A 19,457-nucleotide genomic window follows, 5' to 3' on the forward strand; every position below is an offset into this window, starting at 1 on the left:
CTAAACACAAAACGTGTTTTTACGCCGTCACTGCTGCTAACAGGTCAGCTTGGGTGATTACGTGGATGTTGTCTGAGTCGTCGCGGACGAGAAGGGCGCGATTCTCGCGGTCGATTAGGGACGATAGGACGTCGAGGGTATTGTCTAGACCGACAAATTTAAACGGCTTATCCATCACCGTTTCAACAGGTTGGTCTTTCACCGACGGGTCGTCGATCAGGAGCGATAAGATAGCGGAATCGGTGAGGCTTCCAACAATGTGACCGCTATCGTCGATGACGGGCATTTGCGAAATGCTTTGCTGAGTTAACAGTTTAATGGCCTGGCTGACAGGTACGTTGCCTTCGATCGTTGTTAATGAACTATGTCCGTTGCGGCTATTAACAATGTCGCGAGCTGTGGCAAACTGACGGGACTCCAGGAAACCGTGATCTTTCATCCAGGTGTCGTTGTAGATTTTGCCGAGATAGCGGGTGCCGTGATCGGGAAGCAAAATAACCAGTACATCATCATCCTGCATGTGTTGCTTCGCCCATTCCAAAGCACCATGTACTGCCGACCCACACGACCAACCTACAAACAAACCTTCTTCCCTCGCCAGTCGACGGGTCATAATGGCCGCATCTTTATCGGTTACTTTTACGAAGTGATCGATCAAGCTAAAGTCCACGTTTTTCGGAAGAATATCTTCACCAATCCCTTCGGTGAGGTACGGATAAATTTCACCTTCATCAAAAACGCCGGTCTCTTTATATTTCTTAAAAACGGAGCCATAGGTGTCTATTCCTATTGAAACGACCGTTCCGTTTTGCTCCTTTAAAAACTTGCTAGTGCCACAGATCGTGCCTCCGGTACCGACGCCAGCCGCGAAATGAGTGATTTTGCCGTCGGTATCGCGCCAGATTTCCGGACCGGTTGTAGCGTAATGGGCTGCTGTGTTCGAGAGGTTGTCGTACTGATTTGGGTACAGGGCATTAGGCAAGTCGCGACTTAGTCGTTTGGCTACTGAGTAATAGGAGCGGGGATCATCGGGTGTTACGTTGGTTGGACAAACAATGACTTCCGCACCCACAGCCCGAAGGATATCGATCTTTTCCTGCGACTGTTTATCGGCCATGGTAAAAATGCACTTGTAACCTTTACCAATAGCGGCCAACGCCAGTCCCATGCCGGTGTTGCCCGATGTTCCTTCGATGATGGTACCTCCTGGTTTAATGAGTCCGGCCGCTTCAGCATCGTTGATCATTTGCACGGCGATTCGATCTTTCACCGAATTTCCCGGGTTAAAATATTCAACCTTGGCTAATACCGTTCCGCGAATGCCTTTGGTTACTTTATTGAGCTTGACCAGAGGGGTATTCCCAATGGTGTCGATGATGGATTCGTAGTAGTTCATGATGATGAAGGGTTTGCTTTGTCAAAACACCTGTCTTACTCTGTATAAGACGGAAGTGGGGGCAGAGGTTTGACAAGTTTAAAAATTAAACAACTAGCAAACCAGCTTCTTTCCAATCGGCCCACGTTTCAGAAGTAAGAAACTGGTCAAGGCTTCCTAAGCCTGCCTGCTCAAATTCGAGTTGAAATTGCCGGAATGTCAACGGAGCTGGGGCCTGTGTGCTAAGCTTAGGCCACAGGCCTGTAAGCCAATCGCCATATTCGACGGGCATGTCTATAACTACGTCGTCCTGCCGACGGGATAAAAGCAGTTCCGCACGTTCGACGGTTCGTTTGCCCTGTTTCATCCGAATGCGGTCGAGGCTGGGTGCGTGACCGGGCCAGATCAGTAAGGCGTTAGCGCGTAACTTGGGTAAGTCCGGCTCGGCGATGGCCCGGTCGATGTAAGCGCGCGGGATTGACGTTGGTGGAACGGGGAAGTCAAACCATTTTTTAAGTGGAAAATCGAAGCCAATCCCGTGCATGAAATTGAACAGTGATTTACGTAGTCCTTCGCTAAACTGTTCATGATCAGCTCCCAGAGGATCGTCGTGGTATAAATCGTTATCGGCAAAGGGACCCATTGTGGGTCCTACGCGCTGTACGTCAAATGTTTCTGGATGCAGGCCAACGGGCGAATGAGCCGTCATGGCGAAGCGGTGCCAAAAGCCAGATTGAATCACACCCGCCGCAAACAACTGCCTGACCATTTCGAGCGAGTCGATCGTTTCCTGCGCCGTTTGCGTGGGGAAACCATACATGAGGTAGGCATGTACCATAATGCCCGCCTGTGTGAAATGATCGGCAACCCGGGCCACCTGCGAAACGGTCACCCCCTTTTGCATACGGGCCAGTAACCGATCAGATGCTACTTCTAATCCACCTGAAACAGCGATGCAGCCCGACTGTTTCAATAACTGACAGAGATCGGCGGTGAAGGCTGACTCGAAGCGGATATTTGTCCACCAAACAATGGTAAGGCGGCGGCGGATGATCTCCAGCGCCAGATCACGCATAAGAGCAGGCGGGGCGGCTTCATCCACGAAATGAAAGCCATGTTGCTCTGTCTGAGCAATTAATGTCTCGATTCTATCGCATAATAAATTTGCCGTAACGGGTTCATAGCGAGCAATGTAATCGAGCGAGATGTCGCAGAACGAGCACTTTCCCCAGTAACAACCGTGAGCCAGCGTGAGCTTATTCCAGCGGCCATCACTCCATAGGCGGTGCATGGGGTTGGCCACTTCGATCACCGACAGGTACGTATCCAGGGCGAGGTCGCTGTAGTCGGGTGTCCCTACTTCCCGCTGCGCTACATCTTTGTCAACAGCGCCGTTTTGGTAGATTACCCGCCCGTCGGCATTGAGCAGGAAGGTACGTTTGAGGGCTTTTTGCGGACGAGTGCCGCGAACATATTCCACCAAAGAGCGGAGGGGTGCTTCGCCATCGTCGAGGCTGACAAAGTCGACATAGTTGAACAGTCGTGGTTCTGCCAGACTACGTAGTTCGGTGTTAGCGTAGCCACCGCCGAGTACCACTTTCACACCGGGATAGTTTTGCCTGATGTGTTTCCCACACAACAGCGCACCAACCAGATTGCCGGGAAAGGGCACGGTTAAACAAACCAGGTCAGGTACGTAGTCCGCCATTTTCTGATCCAGCAAATGAAGAAGCAACGTGCCAATCAGGGAAGGTGATGCCTGCAGGGCTGTATCAAGCTCATCGAAATGAGTAGCAGATCGGCCTAATCGTTCGGCATAACGACTAAATCCGAAATGCGGGTCAATGGCTTCCACGATTAAATCGCTGAGGTCTTCCAGATATAGGGTGGCCAGGTGCCGGGCTTTATCCTGCAACCCCATGCTACCAAACGCCCATTCCAAATCGTCAACCTCAGCAAATCGACTGGCTTCGGGTAGGTACGTTCGGCCTGTGATGGCGTGAGCTAATGTTGGGTTTTTATGCTGTAAAAAGCGGATCGTCGGATCGATGGTTGCCGTATATGCATCTCGTAAACGGCTGATTCGCTGACTATTATCAGATAAACTAATGCCATTTTTAACGACCTCGTCAACGGCTAAAAATAGGCGATTGAGACCTGATTCTGAAAACAGAGCCAAAATGGTCTCGATGCCAAGATCTGCCTGATGTGCTTTCACCGTACCATCGTCCCAAACCAGCGTGTTCAGATACCCTTTCAGGTAAGCCGTTGCCGGATAGGGCGTATTTAACTGTGTAAATGGGGGCGTGAGAAGCAGAACGTTGGTCAGCACGTAAAAAAGGAGTTGTTACTGTGATCATTGAACACTGATCTGTGTATAATGGCTCCCTACATGCTAAGGCAACGTGTATGCCTTAGCGGCAAAAGCTGATTAGCAGGGGAATGGCTTCTGAATCACCGGCCAGTTTACCACGGTTCCAGGCTTCACAAGCGGCTGTTTTGTTGCCCGCCAGCTGGTGAGCCTGACCTAAATAGGCATATAGATTATCAACTGAAGCGTCGAGTTTTTCGGTTGCTTTCAGGTACGTTAACGCTTTTTCAGCTTGCTTTTGCCGTAGCCAGTAAATACCCAGATTTCGTTGTGCCCAGGCGTTTTGTGCGTTCAGACGCAAACTTTCGTTGAGCAGGGGCAGAGCTTCAGCGTCTCGATTTAGCATCAACAGCAAGTACCCTTTGTTGTTAAGGTAAAAAGGCTGATTGGGTTTCTCTCCCAGAGCCTTATTGACGGCAATCAGGGCGTCGGTAAATTTTCTTTCCCGCGCCAGAAGCAACGCCTTATTATTGAGCGCTTCGGGTTGATTGGGGTTGATAAGCAGCGCTTTATCAACGTCGGTTCGGGCATAGGCATACTGTTTTTGGGTAAACCAAAGAGCCGACCGGTTTGTAAGGGCTTCTACGTTTTTGGAATCTAGCAGCAACGCTTTATCGAAAGCGGCCTGGGCCATGGGTACGTTACTCAGGCCGGCATATGCCTCACCTAACCGAGATTGGTAGAAGGTTGAGTCCTGATACGTCTTCTGAATAGTAAGCAAATCCGAAAGGGCGCTCTGTGCATTGCCCATCGACAGGTACGTATCGGCCCGGTTGAAGTAGGCTGTTCCGAAATCCTTATCGGCTTCAATAGCTTTGGCGTAATCGGTTAGGGCAGCCTCAATTTGCCCGTCTCGGAATTTAGCGAGGCCCCGGTTACTGTAGGCATCAGCGAAGTCAGGTTTTTTATTTATCGCTTCTGAATAGAAACGGATCGCCTCTTTATACTCCCGTTTTTGAAGCTGCACATTGCCCCGCAGAAAAAACTGAGCAGCTTCGTCGGTATCTGACGAGGAGCAGGAAATAAGAGCAAGTGTTATACAAACAATAAAAACTGACGAATACCACTGACTACTCATGATGTGGGGTTACATTAACGTTCGAAAGGGCAAATATACTTTGAACGTACTACCTATCCCCGGTTTACTGTTGGCTGAAATGAAACCTCCATGCTGTTCTACTATTTTTTGGCAGATGGCAAGTCCAATTCCCGACCCTTCGTATCGATTTCGTCCGTGTAGGCGCTGAAAAACTTGAAAAATCCGGTCGAGGTAGCGTTCGTCAAAGCCAATCCCATTATCCTGAATGCTGATTTCGTAAAATTTTTCCTCGACTGACTGAAAAAGTTGCGCTGCATTGCTACCGACAGAGAGAGTAGCGATATCGGCAAAGGCTACTTCTTTTCCCGATACCGAAACAACCGGAGTTGTATTTTTAGGGCAGAATTTAACTGCATTGGTCAGTAAATTCTGAAAAAGCTGGCGCATCTGGATCGGGTCAGCCACCAGAGTAATCAAGGAATCTACGTTGACGATGGCCTTACTTTGGTAAAGAACAGCCCATAACTCATCATTCTGAAGCTCGGCAAAGAGAGTGTTCAAGTCAACGGCCTCGAAGGGTATCTTTTGAGAACCAATTCGAGCATAGGCCAGTAAATCACGCACAAGTAAACGCATACGTACCGCTGAGGTATTGATTCGAGCTATAATATCAGTGGCATCAACGTCGAACTGACCCGCATACTGTTTGTGCAAAATATCAGTAAACGAGCTCAGTTTGCGTAAGGGTTCCTGAAGGTCATGCGACGCTACATAAGCAAATGATTCCAGATTTTCGTTGGATCGTTTTAGCTCTCGATTTGCTTGTTCTAATTGGTTGCGGTAGGTATGCATCGCTGTTACGTCCTGAACCGCTACCACAATGCCGTCACCGAAACGTGCTACCGAAAAGTCGAACCATTGATCTCCCCAGGGGACATCCATTCGAGTTGGTACTCCGGTTCGAACAACCTCCTTGTACTGTTCATACAGGGGCGTGTCAAGCAAGCCGGGAAAGAAGCGTGAAATTCGCCTGTATTGAATAGCCTGTATGGGATAACCGAGCAAATCGGCGGCCACCTGATTCAACTGAGTCATTCTGAAATCGATGATCATACCACTAGTATCGCGAACGCTTTCGTGCACGACGATGGAGGTTGGGGTTGTGTCCATCACCTGCTTGAGCAGGGCAGCCTGTTGTTGCTGTAGTACCTCGGCTTCTTTGAGAGATGTTACATCAATATATGTATATAATATACAGCCATCGATACAGCAAAAAGTACCGTCATACCACCCTCTCATATCATAGTCTTCGTATGGTAAAGTAAGGTGTTGTGTAGTTTCTGTTTTAATTACCTGCACGAATCGATCGAAGAGATCTGACGCTTGCCAACCGGGGAAAACGGTACCTACCGCATTTCCAGTCATTTCTGCCACAGATTTGCCGGTTACCCGTGCGTTGTAATTGTTGGTGAGTATGTACTGAAAATCGATAATTACTCCGTTTCCGTCTCTAAGTGGCCTGGCAAAGACTAACCCCGCCTGCGTATTGTCAATGACCTGCTGTAAAACGGACGTTTGATCAATATGGCCATTTTTATTAGATTGAAAAGTGTCTGTAAGAGTAAAAGCGGCAATAACGCGATTGTTGGCCGATGATAGATGAAAGCTGACTGGTAGATTACCTGCTACTGTGGTTTTCTGATTGTTTAACGTGAAGTTTAGTTTTCGATTATACGCTAGAACAAGGCGAAACTGATCTTTCAAAAAAGGAATATCCGCATCATCAAACAAGTTGTGAAGACTACTGCCAACTATTTCATTTGTTGAATATGGCCAAAGAAAGGGCGTTGATGCATCGATATTTGTTACTTCAAAATCGGTCACATGTCCATCACTATCTAGGATAGGACTAAATGTTAAGGTGCCTCTCGTTGCATAACCAGGATGACCGTCGATGAAATGGCTGTGTGGGGTGAAGGCGGTCATTATAGTATAGATCTAAATGCGCTTACCGTATGTTTACAAAAGCAATGTGAAGCAAAGCGAGTTATACTAGTTATCTAGTTGTCAAATACACACTAAACGTTAACGCTAAAACCACTGTAATTTACATTAATAAGAAATATTTACTCTAAAGATACCAGATAAAGTACTTAAACTTTCGGGTATAGTTGAGTGAATGGTAAAGTTCAAACAACGTATCAACTATGCGGTATATAAAGGATATTGATCACCCTCAATTAAAAATCAGTCTCTTCTCCTGGAACAGTAAGTATATCCTAAAAATAGAGGCCGGTCCATACGAACAGACCTATAAAGTAGCTGAGTTCGATGTGACCGGCCCCGATGAGGTCGAATCGCTGGTGACTGATTCGTTTGTACAATCTGTGCTTTCCCGCTTTCAGGAAATGGATAAAGACTGGACTGAGTCAATCAACAGTTATGAATGAGAGATCATGGGCTGTATAATTATTTGATATACAGCCACTTGTTGTAAAGTTTTTTTTGTTTTTCTGTCTGGTTGGGCAGGGCTTCAATCCGATAGGCCAACATGGGGTTTGGCATCAGTTTGATGCTTAGCTCACGAGGTTGTCCGCCACGGATAATCGATAGTTGAATGGTATCGCCCGGTTTTTTGCCGACAAGTGATTTTGTTAACTCATCGGTAAGTCGGTTACCGTCGAGGGAAATTACTATATCACCCACATTCAGGCCACCCTGTTCGGCTGCTGCACCCCGGCGTACTGCTGTAACTACCTGCCGTACTCCGGCTGCTGAAATGGAAGCGCCCAAAAAGCCGTCGGTCGAGGTGGGGCCACTATTGACCAGTTTCATTCCTACTGGCTCAAAGTAGGGGGCGTAATCGATCGGGCCGGTTCCATTGATGCCTTTTTCGAAGAAACTAGTGAGTGACGTACCTGCTATTTGCTCGGCTGCACGGCGGAATTCTTCGTCGGTGAAGCCGCGTTTTTGTTTCTTGTAATACTCGTTGTACAGGAATCGCATTAGATCATCCATCGACCGTTCGCCGTTGCTTCCCGACAGAATAGCGAGGTTCAGCAACGTACCCATCACGGCACCTTTCGAGTAATAAGATACGGTGCTGTTCGCCGAATTTTCATTGGGGCGGTAGTATTTGATCCACGCATCCCAGCTCGATTCAGCCACTGATTGTACCATATTACCGGGTTGATTTTCAATGCCGTTAATATCACCAGCCACCACTTTCAAATAGTCTTCCGGTGTGTGAAAACCCGCCCGGCGCAGAATATAATCTTCGTAGAATGATGTACAACCTTCTGACAGCCAAAGCATATGGGTGTAGTTCTCCGTCTCGTAATCGAAGGGCCCCAGGGCAATGGGCCGAATCCGTTTCACATTCCACAAGTGAAAATACTCGTGAGCTACCAGTGTTAGGAAACCTTTGTAACTGCGTTCTGAGGCATAAGCCGACAGGTTGGTTTGTAAAGTTGTGGAGTTGAGGTGTTCCAGTCCGCCACCACCCTGATTGGTGTGATGCACAATGAACGTGTAGTCGCTGCAGGGGTGTTCGCCCACTACCGTGGCGGCTGTTTCGCAAACGCGTTTGTAATCGGCAGCTAGTTTGTCGGCTTTGTAGTCGAGCGGGCCGTTGCTGTACATGGCTACCGTATGCGGAACGTTGGAAGCTGTAAAGGTGAACGTAGTATGATTACCGATTTCGATGGGTGAATCGACCAGGATATCGAAGTTGGGTGCCTCGTAGGTGAACGGGGCATTGGCCACTGCTTTCATTCCTGTGGCTACCTTTTTCCAGTCTTTGTAAGGATTAACCTGTACGGTAAGCGGTTTATCTTTTAGTGCATCGTGGTACAAAAATATACTGGCTCCATTGAGGTATCCATGCGAGTCGTCGAGGAAACTGGTACGAACGCTGAGTTCATACGCGTACACCCGGTAACGTACCGTAATATCGTCGGCATTGGAATAGATCCGCCAGGCATTTTTACGAATTTTGTCTGAGCGTACTGCCTGTCCGCCCGACGTGGCAGCGAAGCCTTCAACGTTTTTGGCATATTCGCGGATGAGGTAGGAGCCGGGTGTCCAAACCGGCATTTTAAGATCGATGTACCCATTTTTACGGGCATTGGTCGCTGCTGCCGCATTTTGCAACCGCATTTCTACCTCGAAATAGTGGGTTTGAGGTTGCGGCATCGAGAGCACGTAGCTGATTCGAGGGGTAGGTGCTTCGGTAGGATCATCAACAGGAAGGTTAGCCGGCAGTAGACGAGCGAGTACAACAGTAGATAGTGTTTGCTGAGTGAGCAGTAAAAACAGAATGAGCAATCGTTTTTTCATACGGAAAGACCAGTACATTCGTTGAAACAATCGTAGTATGGGTAAGTTTATGAAGCGACACCAGATATACGTATCTGGTTTGTTCAGCTAAACTACAACCCTTTCTCTTCATTACACAACCGTTAATCGGTTCTATGCATCCAGCGAACCCCCGCGTTTGGGGGGCTTTATGTGTGGTTGTCGGGTCTTTATCGACCTCATCACTCATGGCCCAACGGACGTTAACCTACACCGAGCCCGATTTGCACTATCGCAACGGGGTTGAACTTTTTGAACGAAGCAACTATGCTGCCGCCCGCTCTGAGTTTGAGCGATACCTGAGTCAGCGCCGACCGTTGCTTAACACATCGGGTACGCCCGCTGCGGGCTCACCGGCCAGCGACCCCAACGCTGTGTCGGCCGAGTACTACATGGCATTAGCGAGCTTATACGCAGATCAGCCCGGTGCCGAAGCCCTGGTTGACCGTTTCGTGAGAAACCATGGCGAACATCCCAAAGCTGGTCAACTCTACGGTGATCTGGGCCTTTATTATGTGAGTCGGGAAGACTATACCAATGCGATAACGTACCTGCAAAAGGCAGTTGGGCAGTCAAATACGGCGAGTAAACAGCGGGATTACCAGTTTAATCTGGCTTTGGCGTATTACAACACGCAGGATTTGGCCAAAGCGCTGCCATTGCTCAATGCCATAAAGACCGACTCCGATTACGTCAACGCTGCTGCCGCATCGTACTATGCCGGGGTCATCAACTTCCGAAATGGACAGTTCAACGAAGCAATCAGTGATTTTCGTAGGATTGAAAACAACCCGACGTATCAGAGCGACGTACCCAATTGGCTGGCACAGGCGTATTACAAGCAGGGCCGTTACGATGAATTAACGGCTTATACGGAGCCTTTATTGAAACGAAACACTGGCCCGGCGTTGGCCGAAGTGTCTTTGTTTACGGCTGAGGTTTATTATCGGCAAGGCCAGTATGCTCAGGCAATTCCTGCGTATAAACGGTATTTATCCACCAAAGGAGCAGCTGCACCGGCTGCCGTAAAGTATCGTTACGGACAGTCGCTGTATAAATCAGGTAACTACAACGACGCCATTACACAGTTGAAACCTGTTGCAGCCGGTAAAGATACTACAGCTCAATATGCAGCCTACACGTTGGGCATTAGCTATTTGCAGACGGATAACCCGTCGTATGCCCTCACGGCTTTTGATCAGGCGGGGAGGTTGACGTTTAATCCATCCATTCAGGAAGAAGCACGGTTTACTCACGCTAAACTGCAACTTGATCAGAAGCGTGGATCAGAGGCCATTTCTGAACTGAACGATTTTATTAAAAAATACCCGGATAGCCGGTTTGAAAATGAAGCGAACGAACTGGTAGGAGAGGCCTATCTGGCTTCGAATAACTACCCGGCAGCCATAGCCTATATCGAGAAGCTGAAAAACCGTACTGCCCGAATTAACGCTACCTATCAGCGGTTGACGTATAATCAGGCGGTGGCCGATTATAATGCGGAACGGTATCCGGCGGCTTTGGTTAATTTTAATAAGTCGCTGACCGTTTCGGGTGATTCTGAATTGAAAACAAATGCGACTTTCTGGAAAGCGGAATCGCTGTCGGGCCAGAAAAAGTGGGCCGAAGCTATCCCGCTTTATACGCAGGTACGTTCCGGTGAATACGGTTTGAAGAGTCTGTATGGTCTGGGATATGCTTATTACAATCAGAAAGACTACCCGAAGGCGCTGACCTATTTTCGGGAGTTTATCAAAGGCTCGGCTGGTAATGCAGATCCAACCGTTGGTGATGCCTATATCCGTTCGGCCGATTGCTTGTTGGCCACCAAGCAGTATAACGAAGCCATGCGCGCTTATGATCAGGCGATTGCAACCGGTCGCGCTGATGCCGATTATGCCACTTATCAAAAAGCGATTATTTTGACTTATGTTGGTCGCGATACCGAAGCGAAAGCCCTGTTCGATCAAGTGCAGCAAAATCCATCGTCGCGTTATGCCGACGATGCTCAGTTTCAGGCGGCTAACGTTGATTTCGAGAAAGGGAATTTCGCCGCGTCGGTTGTAGGATTTACTAAACTGATTACCTCACGGCCAAACAGCTACCTGCTGCCGGCTGCTTTATTAAAACGGGCAGTCGCTTATTCGAATCAGCAGCAATACGATCCAGCCGTTGCTGATTATAAGCGAATACTGGATGAGTATGGCAACAGTCCTCAGGCAAAAAGTGCCTTGCTTGGCCTGCAGAATGCACTGGATGATGCTAATCGGACAGACGAATTTTCAGATGTGTTGGGCAAATACAAACGGACTAATCCGGGGAGTACCGATGTAGAGAAGGCTGAATTTGAAAATGCCAAATCCCTCTATTTTGCTGAGAAATATCCCCAGGCATTGGCTGCTTTCAAAGCGTTCTCACAGGAATATCCCAACAGCCCCAACCGCGATGAGGCCCGTTACTACGGGGCTGACGTCTTTGCCAAAACCGGCGACGTACCTGCTGCTCTGCGAATGTATGGTATTCTGGTGCAGGAAGGAAAGTCGGTATTTGCGGTTAAATCGGCCAGTCGTGCGGCTGAGTTGGAACGCCGTCAGAAAAACTACCCGGCTGCTATCAAAAACTATCAATACGTGCTTTCCCGCTCTAACGAACGGACTGATCAGGTCACAGCTCAACTGGGTTTGATGGATACGTATTACACGTTTAAGGTCGATTCAGCGGCGGTCATTGCTCGTCAGCTTGTTTCGGCGGGTAATGTGGTGCCGGGGGCGCAGAATCGAGCTCAGCTGATGCTGGGTAAAGTAGCTCTGTCGAAAGCTGATTATAAGACGGCTACGACTGAGTTTGAAAAAACCATTGCCCTTGCCAAAGATGTGAGTGGGGCAGAGGCTAACTTCCTGATTGGTGATGCGCAGTATAAGCAGAAGAAATACAAAGAGTCGATCGCTACGCTGCTTCGCTTCAATGAGCAATTTGATGGGTTCGAGTACTGGAAGGGCAAAGCTTTTTTGCTTGTTGCTGACAATAATATAGCCCAAGGCGATTTACTCCAGGCAAGAGGGGTACTTAATTCGATTATTGAAAATGCTGCCGAAGCCGAGATTGTGGCCGAAGCTAAAACTAAGTTAGCCGCCATTGAGACGAAATAGCCCTATGTCACGTACCTACAAATCGCTGTTTCTTAGTGTGCTTACCTTGTCGGTAGCCCATGCGCAACAGCCTGGAAAGATTGAAAATCAGGAAATAACGGTTGAAAAAAGTCGGCGAATTGAACTACCTCCAGCTAACCGAATTCAAAACAAAATACCATCACCGAAGGCGAATACAGATGTTAAAAAGCTAACGTATGAGTTTCAGGACCGTAAACTAACCATTGGTGATCCTCGTATTCAGCCAACCGTCCTGCCTCTCAACGCTACTAAAGCAGACGTACCACCTGCTTTCAGTAATTATGTTAAATTGGGTGCCGGTAATTATAATACGTTCTACGGAGAAGGCTTTTATGGCCTCACCACAGAAACCGGTATGGGCGTTGAAGCCTCGGTCCGTCATCTTGGTTCCGGTATTGGTCCGGTTGACGGGGCTAACTCGGCTCAGCGAGAAACGAGGCTGGATTTGAAAGGAACCTACAATACTGATTTGTTCAAGCTCACTGGTGGAGTCGGTTATGAGCAGGAACGTTACTATTTCTATGGCTACCGCCCCCAGTTTCTGGATGGAAATCGAGTGGTGCCCAATCGGGATTCGCTTCGTCAGCAACTCAGCACTTTTCGGGTCAATCTGGGCATAGAAAACAACGGCAAAGACCAAACGCTCGATTATGCCCTCAAGACCAGCCTGACAACGCTAAAAGATGGCTACCGTGCATCAGAAACGGATTGGGCTACGAACTTACAAACGTCACTCTATATCACTGATCAGGTTACGGCCCTGCTCAATGCCGATGCCTACGTGACACAACGGTCTGATCAGGAAGTGGATAATCGGAATTTGTTTCGGTTACGCCCGGCTTTCAGGTATGCGTCGCCTACACTGACAGTTACTTTGGGGCTAAATGCAGTGAACGAAACCGATAAGCGATTGGGCATTAATAACACAAGGGCGTTTCCTGTTGCCAATGTCGATTTGGTTCCAACCGGAAATATTCACTTTTTTGCCGGTGTTGATGGCGATATTGTTCGAAATACCCTGCGGTCGTTGTTGAGCGAAAACCGTTGGCTTGCCCCCAATGTAGTGTTGGCCAATACGATTAAGTTATACGATATCTATGGTGGATCTAAGGGACAACTCGGCAATGGCTTCAATTACGAAGCTAAAGTATCGTATGCCCGTTACCGTAATTTTTACGGTATTAACAACACCTGGCCCGATACGACTAAGTTTTTTGCCCTATACGATGGTGGACTGGCTCAGGTACTGACCGTTTCGGGACAGGTTGGTTATTCGCTCAACGATCGCTTTACATCCACGTTGAAAGGTGATGTGTTTCGGTATGATCTCGACCGGCTCGACGACGCTTGGGGAAGACCCCGGGCTACGGTACAGTGGCTCAATAGCTATACGTTGAACAAAAAACTGTTCATTACATCAGATCTGTACGTGAACACTGGAATACGAAACAAAAACTTCATAACTAACGAAATTGTCAAGCTACCGGCGATTTATGATCTGAACCTAAAAATTGACTATTTCCTTGGTAAACAGGTCTCTGCGTTTGTTTCGTTAAATAATATCTTCGGTCAAACTTACCAGCGCCATTTGTATTATCGGGTGCAGGGTCTTAACTTTCTCGGAGGAATTTCATACTCCTTCTGATTTTACCCTTTCTACTATGCAACCTATCGGTGATTACTTGAAGAAGCTGCTGTACCAATATGATTGTATTGTGGTACCTACGTTGGGCGCGTTTCTGATTCACTCGGTATCAGCTTCTTTTAATGAAGCTACTGGTCAATTTCTGCCTCCGCGCCGTAAAGTTGCCTTCAACAGTGCGTTGATGCTCGATGACGGCATCCTGTTAAATTACGTGATGATGCACGAAGGCATCACTCGTGAAGAAGCACTGCGCGGCATCGATCTATTTGTGACTACGCTGAAAGAAACAGTCCGCTTGCGGGGGAGTTTTTCTGTCGATGGCCTTGGACTATTCTCTTACAACACGGAGAACAGCCTTCAGTTTGAGCCTGAACTCCGGCATAATTTTCTGGCGAATGCTTATGGCATGCAACCAGTTGTGCTGGCTCATAGAGTAGTTCACCTTGCTCAGCCCGTTGCCGTTGTCAAGCCAATGCCTGTTGCTGAGGTACGTCGGTTGCCTGCAGTGGCATCCGTGTCTACTACCGGGGTGGCGTCTGTTGCTGAAGAAGGTCAGGTACTCACCATGCCTGTTCGCCGCGCGGGTATAGCCTGGCGTTGGGCTACTGCTGCTTTGCTGGTTGGCTCGTTAGGGTTGATTAGTTATTTCTCGGTTATCCGTCCTGGAGATCCTTTGCAGAGCAGTCTTAATCCGGCCTTCTTATTTCGGTTACCGTCTTTCCTGTCTGGTGAATCGACTCAAAAATCAGTTCAGAAAGCGGCTGTTGTACCCACTCGTGTTGTACCGGTGAAAACCATGGTTGCCGCGACTGTTGAACAGCCAACTGTAGCTGAGGTAATTGCCCCTGCTGCATCGGCAGATCGAGTTGTTGTTACTCCAACTGCTGTAGTAAAGCCTGTAGTTCGTAAGCCCGAGCCAGTTGATACCAGGGTGAACGTACCTGAACCGTTGGTATTGGAAGGTTCGAAAGCTAAAACAAATTATACGGTAATCGCCGGAAGCTTTGCCAGCCGTCAAAATGCGGTTCGTTTCCGTAAGCTGCTAGTGAAGGCTGGTTATTCAGACGCTTACATACTGCAGGGTCGTGGTTTGATAAAAGTGGCTGCTATTGGTGCTGAATCGCTACGTGAGGCCGAAGCAGGGGTTGATTCATTGACTGCATTAACTGGCATTGCTCCATTTATTATGCGAAATCGTTAAGTGAACCTTCTCTTTAGATCAACTTAAAAGGTGGCCTTGTGGTCGCCTTTTTTTATGTTTGTGCGATTACTCACATAACGAAAGCCTTTTGATAATCGTTAGAAGATAAATCGGTACAAACAGCCGATGCTTACTTATGCGTATTGCGTACGAAAACGAAACCGAAGCCCGTACTGTTGCTCTTGCGTTTGCGACGGTGTCAACGGTAGGCCTGTTGATCATTCTCTTTCTGGTAACGCTGTCGAGTACTACGCCAAACCCGCCTCCTGTAGAGTATGTTGAGGTAAACTTTGGTACGTCGAATGTTGGCAGTGGTTCGGTTCAGACCTATAATAAACCTAATCCGTCGCCTCGGGCCGAGAACGTAAAAAAATCAGAAGATCGTCCTGATCCTAAAGTGACTACAACGCCCCGTGTCGAGCGAACCCCGGTAGCGCCTACTACTCGTACGCCCGATGTGAAGACGTCTAAGGCCCCTGCTGAAAAGCCAGTAATTACCAGCCGTTCTGAAAGTCCGGTGAGTGTAGCAGAGAGACCTGACACGAAGCGTCCTGAAGCGACTTCACCCAAGTCTAGTCCCGCCCCGCCCCGTGCCGAGCCCGTTAAAAAAGTAGAGACTGTTGATCCGAGCGCCTTGTACAAACGGTCTTCGGGCGTGGCAGGGTCTAATGGTACTAATGGCCGGGCATCCGGTACTGGTGGCAATAACAATGGTGATGATAAGTCGGGAGTAGGTGATAAGGGTAATCCTGAAGGTAATATCAATGCCAAAGAATTTTATGGTAAACCGGGGGGTGGCAAAAGTGGTTTGGCGCTTAATGTGTCTGGCTGGGCTTTTGGAAATAATAAGCTGGAAAAAGATGATTCGGATGATAGTGGCAAAATCGTTTACCAGATCCGTGTAGATAGTGATGGCAACATTGTTTCGGCCCGGCCCTTACAGCAAACGGTTAGTCCTTCGGTCGAAAGTTTTTATCGGCGTCAAGTAATGCGGTTCAAATTGCGTCCTAAAGGCTCAGTAACGCCCTCCGAGCTGTCAACAGGTACCTTAACGATCTCAATTAGTGCTAATTAGCGTATGACTTATCACGAGGCTCTCTCGTACCTATACGATCGCCTGCCCGTTTTTCACCGGGTGGGCGTTTCTGCTTATAAACCCGGCTTTGCCAATGTGTTGGCACTGTGTGATGTGCTGGAGAATCCACAGCATAAATTCCGTAGTATTCATGTGGGTGGTACAAATGGGAAAGGCAGTACGTCTCACTTATTGGCCAGTATTTATCAATCGGCCGGTTATAAGGTTGGTCTTTACACATCACCACATCTACAGTCATTTACTGAGCGTATTCGTATAAATGGAGAACCTATCCCGGAAGTGGAGGTAGTTAATTTCGTCGTCGGTCAAAAAGTCATCATCGAGGAGATTCAGCCTTCCTTTTTTGAGGTTACTGTGGCTATGGCGTTCGACTTCTTTGCCCGTCAGCAAGTCGATCTGGCTATTGTAGAAGTTGGGCTGGGAGGGAGGCTTGACTCGACTAATATCATCACTCCCATAGTTAGTGTAATTACAAACATCGGTTGGGATCATGTTGATGTGTTGGGTGATACACTTCCCCTGATTGCTGCCGAGAAAGCTGGTATAATCAAACAGAACGTACCTGTAGTTATCGGTGAAACTAATCCGGAAACAGCTCCGGTATTCATTGACAAGGCATTAGCCAATCAGGCCTCAATCGAATTTGCTGATCAGTCCTGGGATCTTGTGGACGGAGGCGTTAGGGAGGGCGTAAGAACGGTAATTTGCTCAGCGTTATCTGAAGCTGATGGACGGTTATTGGAGCCTTTTCAGATTCAATTGCCACTGATCGGATTGTACCAGCTCCATAATCTCAAGACGGTATTGTCGACGATTGAGGCTGCCGGAAATCTTGTGCCAGTTTCTGTACAAGCCATTAAAACAGGCTGTGCGTTAGTTGTGGCACAAACTAAGCTTAAAGGTCGTTTTCAACAGTTACAGTCTACCCCAACGGTTATCGCTGATACGGCTCACAACAAACCCGGTATTACGGCATTGTTGGATACCGTTCAAACCATGCCATTTTCTTCTCTACGGATTGTGGTTGGTTTTGTACGGGATAAAGATGTGTTGGCTGTATTAAAGCTATTACCGGCAAATGCGATCTATTATTTTTGCCAGGCGGATTCGCTGAGGGCTCTGCCTGCTTCTGAGTTGTTAAATCAGGCTACTCTTATTGGTTTAGTCGGTACAGTATACACAACGGTTAATGATGCGCTTGTTGCCGCGCTTGATGACGCAGAAGTAACTGATCTTATTCTTATCACGGGCAGTACTTATGTAGTTGCCGAATTAAATTCCCTTTGAGTGTTATGGCAAGACGCCGAAAAATGTACCGTTTTGAACAAAATCGAGTAGCAGATAATGTAATCGAACGAGGTAAGCCTATCTATACAACGATTAAGGGACGATGGTTAACCGATTATTTTAAAAACGATAACCCCATTGTTCTTGAATTAGGTTGTGGGCGAGGTGAGTATACAGTCGGTTTAGCTGAAGCCTATCCTGAACGAAACTTTATCGGCGTCGATATTAAAGGTGATCGAATAGCTCGAGGGTCTCAATCAGCTATTGAGATGGGTTTATCGAACGTTGCTTTTCTACGGACGGACGTTCAGTATTTGCTCGAATTTTTCAGTGAGGGGGAAGTGGATGAGATCTGGATTACTTTTCCTGATCCTCAGCCACGTGATAAGCAGGAGAAACATCGACTGACTTATGCCTCGTTTCTCACTCTGTATAACATACTATTGAAGTCAGATGGATTACTTCATCTAAAAACGGATCATTCTCTATTCTTCGAGTATAGTTTAGAATCACTTCCGAGGAGTGGTTATACCATCCTTGCGTCGACTAAGGATTTGTACGAGTCTCCACTTAATGATATTCACCTCGGTATAAAAACGAAGTATGAGGCCATGTTTTACGCGAAGGGACATTCTATAAATTATCTTCAAAGCCTGAAAGGGGCTGGCGTTTAGATTACTGCCAGCCCCTTTCAGGTAATTTCGTTTTGGAATGACTAGTTAAATAACCGTACCATAAGGTCTGCAACGCGACTAGAGTAGCCGTACTCATTATCATACCATCCTACCACTTTAGCAAAGTTACCCATTGAGGTAGTTAGCTTGGAATCGAATATGCATGAGTGAGGATTGCCGACGATATCGATAGAGACAAGTTCGTCGGTAGCGAATTCGAGAATACCTTTCATGGTGGTCTCGGCTGCCTGCTTCATGACAGCGTTGATTTCCTCAGCTGTTACTTCGCGCTTCAGAATTACAGATAGATCGGTTAGTGATCCGTCTGGTGTTGGTACACGCATGGCGTTACCGTCCAATTTTCCTTTCAGATGTGGTAGTACTAAACCAACAGCTTTAGCAGCCCCTGTAGATGTAGGAACTATAGACAAAGCAGCGGCACGTGCCCGACGAAGATCTGAGTGCGGAGCATCGTGTAGATTCTGGTCAGCTGTGTAAGCGTGAATCGTAGTCATAAATCCTTTTTCGATACCGAAGTTATCGTCAAGGACTTTTGCCATCGGAGCAAGACAGTTAGTTGTACAAGATGCGTTGGAGATAATAGTTTCTGAGCCTGTCAGGATATTGTCATTAACACCTAATACTACTGTTGGGATATTTCCTTTGGCAGGGGCTGAAATTACTACTTTCTTACAACCTGCCTGTAGGTGTTGGCCAGCTCCGGCTTCATCTACAAAACGTCCTGTTGATTCTAACACAACGTCTACTCCTAATTCTTTCCAGGGCAGTAGTTTAGGGTCGCGTTCGGCATAGGCATTGATCCGCTTACCATTTACGGTGATGCTATCTGCGTCTGCTGTTACTTGTCCTGGAAAACGGCCGTGAACAGAGTCATATTTAAGAAGATGAGCCAATGTGGCGTTATCGGTAAGGTCATTGATCGCTACTACTTCAATGTTTTCCTTTTCCAATAATCTGCGGAATGATAGACGGCCAATGCGTCCAAATCCGTTAATAGCTACTTTAATGGTTGCCATTCGTTATGCAAACAGGTTTGGTTAACACCCCAAAGATAGGGTAGCTATGTGACATTGAGAGCCATTTAGCAAAAAGACTTAAAAGCCGATGCTTTAGCAAACTGATTTAGTAAATAGTAAAAGCGTATTAGTAAAACTAAACATATGCTACTATAAATAGCCAATATATGAGTTTTTTGCCAAATTTTTTTATTTTTTACCTAAAA

General features: G+C 47.4%; 13 protein-coding genes. 7 read left to right on the top strand and 6 right to left on the bottom strand.

Going from position 1 to position 19,457, the window contains the following annotated elements; translation table 11 throughout:
* Positions 1 to 19: 19 nt before the first annotated feature.
* The 4 genes from ACAW87_RS05695 to ACAW87_RS05710 form a co-directional block, all read right to left on the bottom strand.
* Positions 20 to 1,396 carry a cystathionine beta-synthase gene (locus tag ACAW87_RS05695; protein WP_370722192.1) on the bottom strand — a complete coding sequence of 459 codons (1,377 nt, stop codon included), beginning with the start codon at positions 1,394 to 1,396 and terminating at the stop codon, positions 20 to 22.
* Positions 1,397 to 1,481: 85 nt separating this feature from the next.
* The gene (locus ACAW87_RS05700; protein ID WP_370722193.1) at positions 1,482 to 3,707 is read right to left on the bottom strand and encodes a B12-binding domain-containing radical SAM protein; all 2,226 of its coding nucleotides are present in this window, start codon (positions 3,705 to 3,707) and stop codon (positions 1,482 to 1,484) included.
* A gap of 82 nt (positions 3,708 to 3,789) precedes the next feature.
* A complete protein-coding gene (locus ACAW87_RS05705) occupies positions 3,790 to 4,824 on the bottom strand; it encodes a tetratricopeptide repeat protein (protein ID WP_370722194.1) in 1,035 nt (344 codons plus the stop codon).
* A gap of 9 nt (positions 4,825 to 4,833) precedes the next feature.
* The gene (locus ACAW87_RS05710) at positions 4,834 to 6,771 is read right to left on the bottom strand and encodes a sensor histidine kinase (RefSeq protein WP_370722195.1); all 1,938 of its coding nucleotides are present in this window, start codon (positions 6,769 to 6,771) and stop codon (positions 4,834 to 4,836) included.
* A gap of 221 nt (positions 6,772 to 6,992) precedes the next feature.
* Here ACAW87_RS05710 and ACAW87_RS05715 point away from each other — a divergent pair, with 221 nt between their 5' ends.
* A complete protein-coding gene (locus ACAW87_RS05715) occupies positions 6,993 to 7,235 on the top strand; it encodes a hypothetical protein (protein ID WP_370722196.1) in 243 nt (80 codons plus the stop codon).
* 19 nt (positions 7,236 to 7,254) lie between these two features.
* On the opposite strand, the gene ACAW87_RS05720 is transcribed toward ACAW87_RS05715, so the two are convergent.
* Positions 7,255 to 9,123 carry a M61 family metallopeptidase gene (locus ACAW87_RS05720; RefSeq protein ID WP_370722197.1) on the bottom strand — a complete coding sequence of 623 codons (1,869 nt, stop codon included), beginning with the start codon at positions 9,121 to 9,123 and terminating at the stop codon, positions 7,255 to 7,257.
* 134 nt (positions 9,124 to 9,257) lie between these two features.
* On the opposite strand from ACAW87_RS05720, the gene ACAW87_RS05725 reads away from it, so the two are divergent.
* The 6 genes from ACAW87_RS05725 (at position 9,258) to trmB (ending at position 18,214) form a co-directional block, all read left to right on the top strand.
* Complete coding sequence (locus ACAW87_RS05725) at positions 9,258 to 12,290, top strand: tetratricopeptide repeat protein (protein ID WP_370722198.1); 3,033 nt, start codon at positions 9,258 to 9,260, stop codon at positions 12,288 to 12,290.
* A gap of 4 nt (positions 12,291 to 12,294) precedes the next feature.
* Positions 12,295 to 13,956: a TonB-dependent receptor gene (locus tag ACAW87_RS05730; protein ID WP_370722199.1), complete on the top strand. Its 1,662-nt coding sequence runs from the start codon at positions 12,295 to 12,297 to the stop codon at positions 13,954 to 13,956.
* Between the two features lie 16 nt (positions 13,957 to 13,972).
* Complete coding sequence (locus ACAW87_RS05735) at positions 13,973 to 15,157, top strand: HU domain-containing protein (RefSeq protein WP_370722200.1); 1,185 nt, start codon at positions 13,973 to 13,975, stop codon at positions 15,155 to 15,157.
* Between the two features lie 136 nt (positions 15,158 to 15,293).
* On the top strand, positions 15,294 to 16,232 hold the full coding sequence (locus ACAW87_RS05740; protein ID WP_370722201.1) for a hypothetical protein: 939 nt from the start codon (positions 15,294 to 15,296) through the stop codon (positions 16,230 to 16,232).
* A 3-nt stretch (positions 16,233 to 16,235) separates the two neighbouring features.
* Positions 16,236 to 17,540, top strand: a complete 1,305-nt coding sequence (locus ACAW87_RS05745; protein WP_370722202.1) for a bifunctional folylpolyglutamate synthase/dihydrofolate synthase — start codon at positions 16,236 to 16,238, stop codon at positions 17,538 to 17,540.
* A gap of 5 nt (positions 17,541 to 17,545) precedes the next feature.
* Positions 17,546 to 18,214, top strand: a complete 669-nt coding sequence (gene trmB, locus ACAW87_RS05750) for a tRNA (guanosine(46)-N7)-methyltransferase TrmB (protein WP_370722203.1) — start codon at positions 17,546 to 17,548, stop codon at positions 18,212 to 18,214.
* Positions 18,215 to 18,255: 41 nt separating this feature from the next.
* Here the strand turns inward: trmB and gap are convergent, their stop codons facing one another.
* Entirely contained in the window at positions 18,256 to 19,251 is a 996-nt protein-coding gene (gap, locus tag ACAW87_RS05755) for a type I glyceraldehyde-3-phosphate dehydrogenase (protein ID WP_370722204.1), read from the bottom strand.
* Between the last annotated feature and the right edge of the window lie 206 nt (positions 19,252 to 19,457).

Source organism: Fibrella aquatica, from assembly GCF_041321135.1.
In the GTDB taxonomy this organism is placed as follows: domain Bacteria; phylum Bacteroidota; class Bacteroidia; order Cytophagales; family Spirosomataceae; genus Fibrella; species Fibrella aquatica.

Excerpts from the sequence above, each read along its gene's own strand:
- ACAW87_RS05695 (WP_370722192.1), bottom strand. The coding sequence starts at position 1,396 with ATGAACTACTACGAATCCATCATCGACACCATTGGGAATACCCCTCTG.
- ACAW87_RS05705 (WP_370722194.1), bottom strand. The coding sequence starts at position 4,824 with ATGAGTAGTCAGTGGTATTCGTCAGTTTTTATTGTTTGTATAACACTT.
- ACAW87_RS05710 (WP_370722195.1), bottom strand. The coding sequence starts at position 6,771 with ATGACCGCCTTCACCCCACACAGCCATTTCATCGACGGTCATCCTGGT.
- ACAW87_RS05715 (WP_370722196.1), top strand. The coding sequence starts at position 6,993 with ATGCGGTATATAAAGGATATTGATCACCCTCAATTAAAAATCAGTCTC.
- ACAW87_RS05720 (WP_370722197.1), bottom strand. The coding sequence starts at position 9,123 with ATGAAAAAACGATTGCTCATTCTGTTTTTACTGCTCACTCAGCAAACA.
- ACAW87_RS05725 (WP_370722198.1), top strand. The coding sequence starts at position 9,258 with ATGCATCCAGCGAACCCCCGCGTTTGGGGGGCTTTATGTGTGGTTGTC.
- ACAW87_RS05730 (WP_370722199.1), top strand. The coding sequence starts at position 12,295 with ATGTCACGTACCTACAAATCGCTGTTTCTTAGTGTGCTTACCTTGTCG.
- ACAW87_RS05735 (WP_370722200.1), top strand. The coding sequence starts at position 13,973 with ATGCAACCTATCGGTGATTACTTGAAGAAGCTGCTGTACCAATATGAT.
- ACAW87_RS05740 (WP_370722201.1), top strand. The coding sequence starts at position 15,294 with ATGCGTATTGCGTACGAAAACGAAACCGAAGCCCGTACTGTTGCTCTT.
- ACAW87_RS05745 (WP_370722202.1), top strand. The coding sequence starts at position 16,236 with ATGACTTATCACGAGGCTCTCTCGTACCTATACGATCGCCTGCCCGTT.
- trmB (WP_370722203.1), top strand. The coding sequence starts at position 17,546 with ATGGCAAGACGCCGAAAAATGTACCGTTTTGAACAAAATCGAGTAGCA.
- gap (WP_370722204.1), bottom strand. The coding sequence starts at position 19,251 with ATGGCAACCATTAAAGTAGCTATTAACGGATTTGGACGCATTGGCCGT.